This is a genomic window from Chitinophaga agrisoli (genome assembly GCF_008386695.1).
Taxonomy (GTDB): Bacteria; Bacteroidota; Bacteroidia; order Chitinophagales; family Chitinophagaceae; genus Chitinophaga; species Chitinophaga agrisoli.
The window spans coordinates 996,606-1,009,550 of sequence record NZ_VUOC01000001.1; the positions used below are offsets into that span (position 1 = coordinate 996,606).

At 51.6% G+C, this 12,945-nt stretch carries 9 protein-coding genes; 4 read left to right on the forward strand and 5 right to left on the reverse strand.

The window, feature by feature from the left end:
* Positions 1-60: 60 nt before the first annotated feature.
* Together F0L74_RS04150 and F0L74_RS04155 are read right to left on the reverse strand one after the other, a co-directional pair.
* Positions 61-3,231, reverse strand: coding sequence for an ATP-dependent helicase (locus F0L74_RS04150; protein WP_149836555.1), 3,171 nt, complete (start codon positions 3,229-3,231; stop codon positions 61-63).
* Positions 3,232-3,373: 142 nt separating this feature from the next.
* On the reverse strand, positions 3,374-4,366 hold the full coding sequence (locus tag F0L74_RS04155) for a lipid A deacylase LpxR family protein (RefSeq protein ID WP_149836556.1): 993 nt from the start codon (positions 4,364-4,366) through the stop codon (positions 3,374-3,376).
* A 420-nt stretch (positions 4,367-4,786) separates the two neighbouring features.
* On the opposite strand from F0L74_RS04155, the gene F0L74_RS04160 reads away from it, so the two are divergent.
* Entirely contained in the window at positions 4,787-5,263 is a 477-nt protein-coding gene (locus F0L74_RS04160; protein WP_149836557.1) for a hypothetical protein, read from the forward strand.
* Positions 5,264-5,341: 78 nt separating this feature from the next.
* Positions 5,342-5,845 (forward strand): lipocalin family protein, encoded by a 504-nt coding sequence (locus tag F0L74_RS04165; RefSeq protein ID WP_149836558.1) that lies wholly within the window; start codon positions 5,342-5,344, stop codon positions 5,843-5,845.
* Between the two features lie 135 nt (positions 5,846-5,980).
* Here F0L74_RS04165 and F0L74_RS04170 read toward each other — a convergent pair whose 3' ends face one another.
* From F0L74_RS04170 to ispG, 3 genes are all read right to left on the reverse strand, one after another.
* Positions 5,981-6,892, reverse strand: coding sequence for a LysR substrate-binding domain-containing protein (locus tag F0L74_RS04170; protein WP_149836559.1), 912 nt, complete (start codon positions 6,890-6,892; stop codon positions 5,981-5,983).
* Positions 6,893-6,965: 73 nt separating this feature from the next.
* Complete coding sequence (locus F0L74_RS04175; RefSeq protein ID WP_149836560.1) at positions 6,966-7,223, reverse strand: hypothetical protein; 258 nt, start codon at positions 7,221-7,223, stop codon at positions 6,966-6,968.
* Positions 7,224-7,786: 563 nt separating this feature from the next.
* Positions 7,787-9,763, reverse strand: coding sequence for a (E)-4-hydroxy-3-methylbut-2-enyl-diphosphate synthase (ispG, locus tag F0L74_RS04180; protein WP_149836561.1), 1,977 nt, complete (start codon positions 9,761-9,763; stop codon positions 7,787-7,789).
* A 660-nt stretch (positions 9,764-10,423) separates the two neighbouring features.
* Between ispG and F0L74_RS04185 the strand changes: the two genes are divergently transcribed.
* Together F0L74_RS04185 and F0L74_RS04190 are read left to right on the forward strand one after the other, a co-directional pair.
* Positions 10,424-11,284 carry a helix-turn-helix domain-containing protein gene (locus tag F0L74_RS04185; RefSeq protein ID WP_149836562.1) on the forward strand — a complete coding sequence of 287 codons (861 nt, stop codon included), beginning with the start codon at positions 10,424-10,426 and terminating at the stop codon, positions 11,282-11,284.
* 271 nt (positions 11,285-11,555) lie between these two features.
* On the forward strand, positions 11,556-12,941 hold the full coding sequence (locus F0L74_RS04190) for a TolC family protein (RefSeq protein ID WP_213086885.1): 1,386 nt from the start codon (positions 11,556-11,558) through the stop codon (positions 12,939-12,941).
* Positions 12,942-12,945: the final 4 nt, after the last annotated feature.

The window sequence follows — 12,945 nt, forward strand, 5'->3', positions numbered from 1 at the left end:
CTTAGTCCTTATGATATCTGATAAATTTTACAAACTTAGTGCTTTCGGGCCTTACTTTTCCTATTCTCCCGTTACCTCTTCCTCTTCCAGGTCGTGGAGAGCCACGTGCAGTTTATTGTCCTTTACAAAATTGCACCAGGGGCAATCCGGTTTACCGCAGCCGATGTAAAATTCCTTGTTCTGTATTTTGGCCCAGGTGGTCACAATCTGCTGAGTAACAGTGGTTACATCTTCCGGGGTGATGGTAACTTTCTGTTTATGATACTGTTTTTGTTTGTTGGGCTCTATAAAATCGAATTCTGTGCTGACCACTTTCCAGTTCTTTTGCCGGTAGTTATCCAGCAGGATCTTGTAGAAAACGGCCTGCCGCCAGTAGTCGCCGCCATCTGGGTTGCGCTCATTGGGGCGGTCGAATTTGTGGTAGACGCCGATCGTTTTTTCGTAGTCGCCAGTCTTGTAGTCCACCACATTTACCTCGCTGCCGTCAAATTCCAGCTTGTCCACTTTGCCTTTTATGGGCACGCCGCTTACCACTACGTTGCGGATGTTACGCTCTACGCTTACGATACGGGGCCAGGTATTGATATACGTATCGTAGTACTGGGCCAGGATGTCGCGGCCGTATTCCATACGACGGTCAAAAGCCTCTTTGGCAAAGGATTCCCGGTTACGGCGCATGCTCCAGGAAAAATCGCGGATAAACTCTTCCCGGGAGGGGAAAGTGTTCTGGCCGTTCTCCTGCATTTTCACAAACAGCTTTTCCAGCGCATAGTGTACGGCGGAGCCAAATTCCGTATTCTCTGAGCGGCCGGTGGGCACGCGTACCAGGTTTTTATAAAAGAAACCCAGGGGGCAGTCCAGGTAATTGTTCAGCGCTGTTACGTTCATCACAAAACCGGCGAGCATATTATCGATGAACTGCTGGTCTACCCGGGCTATTTCCGGAGCCTGGCCTTTGGTAAAGTTCAGGAGCTCGAATTCGAAAAGCGCATCCTCCGGCATTTCGATTTTGGCTTCCGGTAATATATGATGTTCCAGGATCTCTGTAATGAACAGGCTGGGTTCCAGTGGTTTACCATCGTGTTTGAACTCCGGGTAGCTGATATGCAGGTGTTTCTCTGCCCGGGTAATGGCTACGTAGAACAGGCGCCGCAGCTCCTGCTCGTCTGTAGAGGTACTTTGGGTAACGAACACCGTATCCGGGAAGGAGAAGCCGCTGCTGTTCTTCCGTTTTTTCTCCCAGAGATGGGAGTTGGTGCTGGCTACGAACACATGTTCAAACTCAAGGCCTTTGGAGCCATGGGCGGTGATCAGGTTAATGCCTTTATCATTGCCGGCCACCTGTACCAGGGGCAGGGGGATGCCGTTGCTTTCCATGAGGGCGATCATATCCATGAGGGCGGTCACGTCCAGGTCTGGATTGCGGTGCGTTTCTTCTTTGATGAAATCAAACAGCGCCTGTAATACCTTCATGAGCCAGATCTTTTCCGGCGATTGCATGATATGGGACAGTACGCCGCCTTCGTTGATGATATTGGCAAACAGGTTTTGCAGCGTTACGTTCTGCGCATCGCTGATCCATTTTTCCACCATGCGGCCTACGTTCATCATGGCTACATCCGGGGCCTCTGTAAACAGGGTGAGGTTGCGGGTCTTTTGCCAGTCCTGCAGGTATTGGCGCAGGGAGGTCTTTTCTTCGTAGCCTTTTTCGGATACACGTATGCTCACCTTGGCCACTTCTATGGGCGGGATATTATAAAAATCGTAATGGAGGATGGAGAAGAGCAGGTCATCGCCGCTATAGGGCGTATCCAGTTCCCGTGCCACGTAACGCAGCAGGGTCAATACTTTGCGGGCAAAAGGCACCTCAAACAGGTTGATGTTCCGTTTGGAATAAACGGGCAGGCCTTTGAGGCGGAAGTACTGCGCCAGCTCTTCGCCATATTTATTTTCCCGGTAGATGACAGCGATCTTACCGGGCATCACTCCTTCCTCCAGCAGGCGGGTAACGGCCAGGGTAATACCGGCCATTTCTTCGCGGGGGGTGTTGTAGCGGGATATTACCGGCGGAATATCCAGCGGAATAAGCTTGCTGTTGCTGGCGGTGAGATCTTTGCTAAGTCCAGGCAGCTGGTTTACCAGGCGGGAGGCCCCATTGTTGTCTATGAGGGTCATGGCCACATTGAGGATGTTCTGCACGGAGCGGTAGTTCTGCGTGAGGACTACTGTCAGCAGTGTTTCTGCAAAGCTGCCGGCGTACTGCTCCATGTTCTCGATGTTGGCGCCCTGGAAACGGTAGATACTCTGGTCATCATCGCCTACTACGAAGATGTTGGGCAGTTCTTCGCCCTGGATGAGCAGTTGTATCAGTTTGTTCTGGGTACCGCTGGTATCCTGGTACTCATCCACCAATATATACTGATAACGTTCTTTATAGTCTGCCAGCAGGTTAGGGTGCTGCTCAAAGGCACGGATCACCCAGTTGATCATATCATCAAAATCGTAGCGGTTGGCGGCCTGCATCATGGCCTGGAATACATCAAACTGTTCTACAGCGGCCTGCAGGCGGTCCATTTTTTCTGCTTCTACGGCTATCTTATCGGTACGGATATCACCTTTCTTAAAGTTTTTGGTAGCGCGTTTGCAGATGTATTCGTCCCGTTCCGGGAGGCTATCCATATAGGCTTTGATACGGTCCCGGATGTATGCTACTGTCCACCCTTCCCGTTTCATGGTGGAGAACAGGGAGGCCAGGTTCTTCATGTCAAAATACACATCCCCGCGGTAGCGTTTCAGCGGATTGTCTTTGCTAAAACCGTCTATCAGCTTTTTGAGCAGCTGGATCTTTTCCAGTTCGGAAATGGCATCCAGCGTGTTCTTTTCAAAGAGGGCCAGGTTGTCCTGAATGACCTCATTACAGAAGGAGTGGAAGGTATGTATGTTTACCCGGTAAGCATCCGGGCCAATGAAGTCTGTTAAACGTTTACGCATAGCTACGGTGCCTGCATCCGTATAGGTGAGGCACAGTATGTTCTGCGGCAGGAAATCGGTATCCCGTAAGATCTTGCCAATACGGGAAGCCAGGATCTGGGTCTTACCTGTACCCGGACCGGCTATTACCATTACGGGGCCTTCCGTGTTATCGACAGCCAGGCGCTGGCGTTCGTTCAGGCCGTGGTATACATCCTGGAAACGTTGCTGGTATTGTTGTGATTCGCGGGATAAGCTCATAATTTGGAACAAAAGGTAAAGTTAAGCTAATCACGGGAATGAGGGAGCGTGGAGGCGGCGCGGGGAAGAGTGGGCCCTGGCGGCAGATCTTCTTTGGTTGCGGCGGATGCAGATGCTTTATATGCTAGTGACGTATTCCCGCTCACAGCAGGAGGTAGAGCGAAATATTACCTACTTCGTGCTGACGTGTACCCTTGAGGGAGGCGCTTTGGGTTTTTTGTGAGCAGGCGATCATAAAGCGGCGGAAGGCCAGGGTAACGCCGTAATCTATACGGGTATTCCAGGGAATGAGGGTGGCTTTGTTAAAGGATTTCCGTACTTCGAAACCGCTATCGTTCCAGCTGAAAAGGCCGCCTTCCAGCAGGGCGTTGTACCAGGTATACTCTACGGTAGGGCGCATAAAAAAATAAGCCTGGAACTTCTTTTCCCGTTGGGCGCTGCCGCGTTTTATACCAAAATAAGGATTCATATGCCCAATGCGCAGGGTGGTATGTATAGCGCCACCATCCAGCATGGTACCGGCATAGCCGCTGGCGCCCGCTATGAGCTCCATGGCATTGCCCGGTTGCCAGACCATCCGCTCATAAGTGAAGTTATAATTAAGCAGGGGAGCGTTGGGCAGCTGGTTATCCCAGCCCATGGGCTGCTGGAAACCGGCTATGCTGTGAATCCAGGTTTGGGCCTCCCTGGCCAGGGACCAGGGCCCCATTACGCCCATCACCAGTTCTGACTGCAGGCTGAATTTCCTGACGGGGTCATAAGAATCGAGGCCATGGCTCAGGTACAGTGCGCCGGAGTACGAATAATCATCCGGGATGTATTTGGCCTCCCCGATATCTTTTGGGGTGATCATTACCTGCATGAGGCTCCAGTGATAAGTATTGATGGCGTTGATACCGGTACGCGGCAACAGCCATTTATCCAGAAAGCGGGAAGGGCGTTTCTTCTGGTAGAAATAATCTGCCCGGGTGCCATTTGTGTAGGACTCATCCGTGCCCTTGCCACGAATGTTCATAAAGTCATTGTCTTCGTATATGCGCAGCACGCGGCGTATACTATCTGCCGTAGTAATAACCTGGCTGCTGGCTCTAATAGTTGTTATCAACAACAGCAATCCTGTCAATAGTGCTCTCATAACCCATCGGTTTTACAGGTTTGTTCACTGGTTACAGTTAAAGCAGTTGCAGATAGGTAAGATAACGGCAGCTGAGTGATCAACGCAGCAGCGTGTATCCGTAATAACAGTGGTGAAAAGGAACAGTTGTTCAGCAGGTAATTGGAAGGAAACAATAACGACGCCCGTACCGGGGACCACGAACATCGTTAATGATAACATAAAGCTACCGTTTTGATGCCGATGCCGTGTGTTAAATATTGCATCGAGGTATAAATTTTTTCTATCGGGGGAATAGATGCCGGTATCCGGTAAACAAATAATGTATTTTTGTTATCCAATAGAAACGGTTACAGCCTTTATCACGTATATTACATAGGGATTGATGTGAATGGCGGCTGCAAATAGCTTCATTTTTTGGCCGTATATATACGCATTAAATTGACACTCAAGACATATATAGACAGTGGGGCAATTGAATGTTGCCTGTTGGGATTGGCTACCGCTGAAGAGCAGGCTATGCTGGAGCAGATGCGGTATGACTACCCGGAGCTGGAGTCTGAGATATCTGTAGTGGCCTACCGGCTGGAGCAGGCCGCGCTGGATGGGGCGGTACCGCCACCAGCGGAGGTATGGAACCAGCTGAGCCGGCGGGTGCATTGGGAAGTGATGGAAGAGCAGCAGCGCGGGCGCCGTAACCGCCACCAGGCTAATTATACGGTCATAAACCTGCAGGAGCCGCCTCAGCACCGGTATATACAGGTAAGCATCTGGTGGCGTTGTATTGTGATAGCCATGTGTGTGGTGATGATGGCCCTGCTGGCCAGTAATATCTATTTTTACCGGAAATACCATGAAATGGAGGAAAGGCTGCTCCGTGCTTATCCAGCCAGCCAGTTGGCTCCCTCAACAAAATGACCCGCAGGGATGTTTAATTGGTATATTTCTTGCTTTTTTGCTCATCTACAGACACGCATTTAAATTAAATCATAACAGATGAAGATGAAAAATCTTGCCCTTGCAACATTGTGCCTTATAGCCGCATCATTGTTTGCCGTATCCTGCGCCAGCTCTTCCGGCGCCGCCACACAAAGTATTTCAAAAGGCAGCGTACAGGGTAACTGGATCGTAACGGATATCCAGTTTGAAGGGATACCTGCTAACAGCAAGGTAACCGTATTTGACGAGGCCTCTTATAACTGCTTTAAAGGCAGCAGCTGGTCCCTGCCATCCAACGGTAAGGGATCGTATACTTTGTCTTCCACATCTGATGGTTGTACTACTGTTTCCCAGCCTATTATGTGGTCATTGTACAAACAGGCCGGTTCCAGCATGTTCCAGTTCAAGAAGCTGGCAGAAGGGGTAAAGGCTAAGGATGTAACGGATGGTTACCGTGTAGAGCTGAGCTCTGCGGATGGTAATAATATGGTTTGGAGAGCGCCGGTAACTTTTGAAGGGAACAGCGCATTTATCGTATATACGTTACAACGCAGCAGATAATTTTTGCCGATAAGAGATAAGAGGAGGCAGCATCATGAAAATGGTGCTGCCTCCTTTTTTATGTGGGTAGCTGGTTTATTATCGATAGCTGATCTATATGTATGGTTATCGGGGCGGGCATGGTAGGGGCAGGGCCTATTTTTCCGCCGCCTTTTCTCCTTTGATCTCCTTGCCGGCAAAACGCATGAACAACTGGGACAGCTTATCCTGCTGGCCCTGCAGGTGAATGAACTGGAACTGCCGCACCAGTTTGAAGTCTTTTACGGGTAAGATCTTGAACTCCCCGGCCTCCAGCTCCCGCTGTACGGCCTGCAGTGACAGGAAGGCCGCTACCGGCGCGTGGTGCAGGTAAGATTTCATACTTTCTGTGCTGCTCATGTACATGGCAATACTCAGGTCCGTTAATTTGAGGTGTAAGCGGGAAAGCTCTTCTATGATCACTTCCAGGGTGCCGGAGCCATGCTCGCGTACCAGTAAGGGAATGGCCGCCAGTTCCGCCGCGGTAAGGATATCGCCTGCGCCATATGGGTATTGTACATTGCCGATGAGCGCTATCTCATCCTTTGCAAACTCCACATACTTTAATTGCGGGTTACGGGAGCTGCCCTCAATAATGCCCAGCTGTATATTCTTTTCCAGGATGGCCTGCTCTATCTGTTCTGTATTGCCGCTGACGAGGGAGGTCCTGACCTCCGGGTAGCGCTGGTTAAAGCGGGCCAGCAGCGGAGGAATGAAGTATTGCGCGATGGTGGTGCTGGCGCCTATCTGCAGGCGGCCGCCCCGTTCATGTTTCAGTTGGTTGATGTCGTACTCCAGGTTGCGGTAGCTGGTAAAGATCTCATCCGCATAGTGCATAACGATATTACCGGCGGGCGTAATGGTGATCTTATTACCAATACGCTCAAACAGGGCCATACCCAGTTGCTGCTCCAGTTCATGGATATGTTTGGTAACGGCCGGTTGTGAAATAAACAGCTCTTCTGCCGCCTTGGTAAAGCTTAAACGTTTTGCCACGGTATAGAAGACCTTTAGTCTGAAGTCAAGCATGAAATGAAATTACAAAAAAAAGGGGCCTCCGAAGAAACCCCTTTATGATAACAGTTTTAAACCAATAATACGCTTAGCTTTTCTTTTTGCCGGCATCCTTGTTGGCTTTGTAGCGCATATCGAGGGTGCCGTCTTTCTTTTTAGGACCTTCTGTAGCGGATGTTTTGTTGGCTTTGAACCGCTTGTCGGGCGAGCCGTCTTTCTTCAGAGGTCCGGTGCTGGTGGCTGTTTTCTCCGTTTTTGTTTTCGGTTTACTGGCTGCCGGCGCTTGTGCCATGGTGATGGAGGCGCCTAAAAGCATGATCAATATTCCGGTAAGGAACCGTTTCATATGAAATGCGTTTAGGGGAGTAAAATACACAATAAAAAGTATTTTCCGTTAAAAAACGCGTAGAAATACGCTTGTCAGGCAGGGTATTGTAAATGTACCTTTGTATTGTCCAATAAATGATGCCGTTAACCCCTGATTTCACCACACTATTGATGCAATGTGTTGAAAATTTTTCTGAACATCCTGTTAACCTCAAAAAATAGCTATAGCAGAATTGCCCGCCAGACCCCAGGCGGGCATTTTCTTTTTGGGGAAGTAGGGCTTAGGCGACTGGTGGAATGAGACGGGGTGGCCGTTGTGGTGCTACCGGCGTTGCCGGCTCCTTATAGGTTAAGAAGTTGTTACCTACCGTTTTCCTAACTTGCCTGGCTCTAATTATGAAGGAAGACTTTCCGGCGCGCTGGGTGTCAGTACTGCCTTGATCTTGTATAAGGAACAAGGTCAAAACCAGCAAGCTAAAGCAAGCCTAGTGAAGGTCCCTTTGCCGGAATTTTTGATGGATAATGTAATTGGCGCCCCGACTATGTGACATCAAGCCAGGAGCCCCGCCGGGCATGGCCATCTTACACCGCTGCGGCAGCGTTAGCGTCTTCCAGCTTATGCTCTACCCACATGCCACTTTCCTTGATCAGGTTAATGAGCTCTGTAACGGCTACTTCGCTGTTGAGGGCGCGTTTCACTACTTCCTTGCCCTTGTACAGGGTGATCTTACCTACACCGCTGCCTACGTAGCCAAAGTCTGCATCGGCCATTTCGCCGGGGCCGTTTACGATGCAACCCATTATGGCTATTTTAACCCCCTTGAGGTGGTTGGTTACCGCGCGGATCTTAGCGGTGGTTTCCTGGAGGTCAAATAAAGTACGGCCGCAGGAGGGGCAGGAGATATATTCAGTTTTGGAGATACGGGTACGGGTGGCCTGGAGGATACCAAAGGCTACCGGGTTTATGCGGGCCAGGTCTGCGGTAGTGCGCTGGTTGCTGTAGTTGATGCCCAGGCCTATACCATCGCCAAAACCATCCAGCAGCAAGGCGCCGGTTTCAATGGCGTATTGCAGCAGGCGGTCGTCCGGGTTGGTATGGGCGCTGCTGCTGAGCAGGATGACCGGGTTGGCTACCTGTTGCTCCATTAAGGTCATGAGCATGCGCCGTACTTCCGGCATGGCGTGGGTATTGTTGGTGGCGCAGATGCAGAGTACTGCGGTAGGATCGGCCTTTACTTTTTGCAGGAAGGTTGCCGGCAGGGGCTGGCTGCTGTCAACATCCACTACATTCAGCACGGGGGATCTTTCTCCTTCCTGCAGGTACTGGTCCATTGTGAGGTAGGGGAAATATTTGTCCTTGTCTGTTGCCTGCCGCCAGGTATCGTACCAGGTAAGCACTTTGAGGGTGCCTGGCAGGGCAAAGGACAGCAGCTCTTCTGAGAAGATGTAGTCTGCAGCCTGGTCGGCAATATTCCACTTGTCTGTTTGCTCATCATATTGGTAACCAATGGCTTGCAGGTCTGCGGGTTGTATGCCGCTGATCTTGCCAAAGTCTGCTACCACTACGGGTACCTGTTTGCCGCCGATGTTGTCTACGGCAATGGTTTCCCGGCGTTTGTATTCGAAAGGGGAGTAAGGCAGCTTGTCCACGGGAGGGATGGGCTGGTGGCCTTCGCGGTTGGTATAACGTTTCACCAGGTCGCGGCATACGGGCAGCTCAAATTCCGGGTCTTCTGTGAGGGATACGCGGATGGTATCGCCTACGCCGTCTTCCAGGAGGGTACCTATGCCGATGGCGGATTTAATACGGCCGTCTTCACCATCGCCGGCTTCTGTTACCCCCAGGTGCAGGGGATAGCTGTGGCCCAGCTCCTGTTGCATGGTTTGCACCAGCAGGCGGTAGGCTTGTACCATTACCTGCGGGTTGCTGGACTTCATACTCAGCACAATGTTTTGATAATTAAGGCTTTCTGCTATACGGAGGAACTCCATGGCGCTTTCTACCATGCCCATGGGGGTATCGCCGTAGCGGCTCATGATACGGTCGCTGAGGGAGCCGTGGTTAGTGCCTATACGCATGGCGGTACCGTATTCCTTGCAGATATTCACCAGGGGGGTGAAACGCTGGCGGATACGCTCTATTTCTTCCTGGTACTCCGCATCGGTGTAGACCAGGGTTTCGAATTTCTTTTTATCTACATAGTTGCCCGGGTTCACCCGTACTTTCTCTACAATACGGGCGGCAATTTCTGCTGCATTGGGCGTAAAATGTATATCGGCTACAAGGGGGGTATGATAGCCCCTTTTACGCAGTTCGTTCTTAATGGGGAGCAGGTTTTCTGCCTCGCTTTTGCTGGGGGCGGTGATACGCACCAGCTCAGCGCCGGCTTCTATACAGCGGATGGCCTGGGCCACGGTACCGGCGGTATCCATGGTGTCCGTGGTGGTCATGGTTTGAATACGGATAGGGTGGTTGTTGCCGATCAGGAGGTCGCCAACTTTTACCTCGAGGGTAGGTAACCGTTTGTATGCTGTGAGAGATGGGCTATATAGTTGCATAGTGACACAAAGGTAAAGGATAATGTGCTGATGTGGTAATGTGGGGATGCAGCGGATGGGGATATACCGGCAGTGTTCCTCTGGGCTAATGTGGATGGGGATAGGCTATGCCGCAGTGTTCCTCTGTGGGGCTGCGCCTGCCGCTGGTTGGCCGTTTGGCAGGCAGGCTGTAGGAACCGCGCCAGCCAATGCCCCACTGAGGAATCTGGCGGCAATGCGGTATGCACTTACGGCTGGAGGGGGAGGCTGTAGGGAGATGAGCCGGGCGCTTATTTGGGGGGAGATAGGCTATGCCGCAGTGTTCCTCTGTGGGGCTGCGCCTGCCGCTGGTTGGCCGTTTGGCAGGCAGGCTGTAGGAAACCGCGCCAGCCAAGGCCCCACTGAGGAACCTGGCGGCAACGCGGTATGCACGTAAGGCGAGAGGGGGAGGCTGTAGGGAGATAATGCCGGGGCGCGTGAAGGAGGGGATGTGCCAGGGGAAATGTGCCAGGAGGCATTTGGTGGTAGGGTGTAACGTTTACATGCAGTTGCAGTAACGTTGCTAAGCAGTTGCAGTGCAAGTGAGGTAACCTGGTGGCTGGGTGATGGGGAAGTGTTAACGACTGTTATATTGTATGAGCGGCAACCCAAGCGCCCCTGATTGCCGTACATTTGGAGGATATGCTACGCAGAGATATTGACATACCTTATCAGCATTTACCTTTTACCGGGCAGTTCAATATTTTCCCGCTGGGCAGCTTTAACAGTGAGCTGGCCCGGCTACCACACCGCCATGACCATTACCAGCTTATCTGGTTTACCAAAGCCAGTGGCCAGCATATAGTGGATTTTGTATCCTATGAGCTGGAAGACAATATGCTGTTCCTGCTGGAGCCCGGGCAGGTGCATCAGTTGCTGGATTGCCGTAAGGAGGGCCATGCCATCACTTTTACGGAGCAGTTCTACTTCAGCAACCAGCAGGAACGGGAAACCCTGTACGATTTTACCCATCTTTTTGATACGGCATCCGGCTACGGGCCTATCTATATCAGCGACCGGGCGGCGCCGGCCCTGCAATTGCTTACGGAGCTCATGTACCGTGAGAAGAATGGCACCGGCAGCAACCGGAGCATCATCAAACATTATCTCAACGCTTTCCTGCTGCATGCGGAAAGGGAGAAGAAGCGCAATGCCGCCAAGGCGATAGCACCCCTACGGGGTGATGAACGGGTAGTGCACCTGCGGCAGCTGCTGGAGAAAAATTTCCGTGTACAGCACCAGGTTACTTTTTATGCCACTGCTTTTGCGCTTACGCCTAAACGGCTGAATGAGATCACCCGGGAAAAAACGGGCAAGACCGTTACGGAGCTGCTGCATGACCGGCTGGTGCTGGAGGCCAAACGCAAATTATCCTTTAGTCATAAAAGTGTGAAGGAGATCAGCTATGAGCTAGGCTTTGAAGACCCTGCCTACTTTAGCCGCTTCTTTAAAAACCATGCCGGGATTGCTCCGCAGGACTTCCGGGATGTGATGTTCAAATAATCCATGGTTATGGTTATTTTGTCCAAACAAGAACCCGGTACGCCAGTTATTTTTGCGATGGTTTTAACGCACTGTCCTTATTAGCTGGCAGTCGTTGGCAGCTATCAGTCGGCAAACAATAAGTCTGTAGTCAATGGCATACCTAACCGGAACAATGAGTTTAATGTCAGTGCACCCGTCTTTCTTATACCTGCTTGTTACTGCCGTTTGATCAACTTTGGTTACGCTCGTAAAATTTATGAACATCCGCAAAAAGGTTTATTTATACTGTGTGGCAGCCGTCGGTCTGGGTACGCCGGCCTGGGCGCAATCGCATGTGCTTACTTTGGCAGAGGCCCTGCAGATGGGGCTGAACAACTATCAGTCCATCAAAGCCAGGGAAAACTACGCCAAGGCAGCGGAAGCTAATATCAGCGTTACCAAAAAAGAGTACCTGCCCAATCTGAACCTGGATGCGCAGAACACTTACGGCACTATTAACGGGCAGAACGGCCCGCTGTGGGGGATCAACGGTCTGACCACCAGCGCCTCCGGCCCGCCCCTGCCTTCGCAGAACTGGAACGCCGCTTTTGGCAGCGTGTACCTGGCTAATATTTCCTGGGACCTGGTGACCTTTGGCCGCAAACAGGCAAAAGTAGACCTGGCCAAACAACAATATGCCACTAATACGGCGGACCTGGAGCAGGAGAAATTCGAGCACCAGACCCGCATAGCCGGCGCCTATCTGAACCTGCTGGCCGCCCAGCGGCTGAGCCACTCCATGCAGTCGAACCTGGAGCGGGCAGAAGACCTGCAACGCCTGATCGTAAGCCGGGCGCTGAATGGCCTTAATGCCGGGGTAGACAGCAGCATTGCCAATGCGGAGGTATCCAAGGCGCGGCTGTCCCTGATAGATGCAGAGAACTATGAAGCCGCCCAGCATAACAAACTGGCAGAAGTACTGGATGTACCGCCCCAGCAATTTACCCTGGACACCTTTTTTGTAACACGGATACCGCCGGAGCTGATGCAACCCTCCCCTGCAACCGACTCCGTTCTAAAACAGCAACCTTTACTGCAATTCTATAACAGCCGCATATTACTGAGTGAAAGCAACCGCCGTTTCATCAGCCGTAATGTGATGCCCCGCCTGAGCGTGATGGGCGTATTGCAGACCCGTGGCTCCGGTTTTAACCCGGACTATGGTCTTAATACGGCAGATAAGGCACATTTTAACGGCGGCTGGTGGGATGGCGCAAAACCTACCCGTACCAATTACCTGTTTGGCCTTAATCTTACCTGGACGGTGACGGACCTGGTACGCACCCGTGCCCAGGTAGCCCGCGAGGATTATAATACCGCCGGTTTAAAGAATGAGTATAACCTGGTGCATAGCCGGCTCACGCATCAGCTGCAGCTGGCCCAGGTACAGCTCACGAATGCCATGCGTAAATACAATGAGGCGCCCCTGGGCGTAAAAGCCGCCAGCGACGCTTTCCTTCAAAAGAGCACCCTGTACGAGAACGGCTTGTCTAACATTGCCGATCTGGCCCAGGCCTTATACAATATTAACCGGGCGGAAACAGACCGGGACCTGGCCTACAATGGCGTATGGCAGGCCCTGTTACTGAAAGCTGCTGTTGCGGGTGATCTGAATATATTTTTAAACCAATTGTGACCAT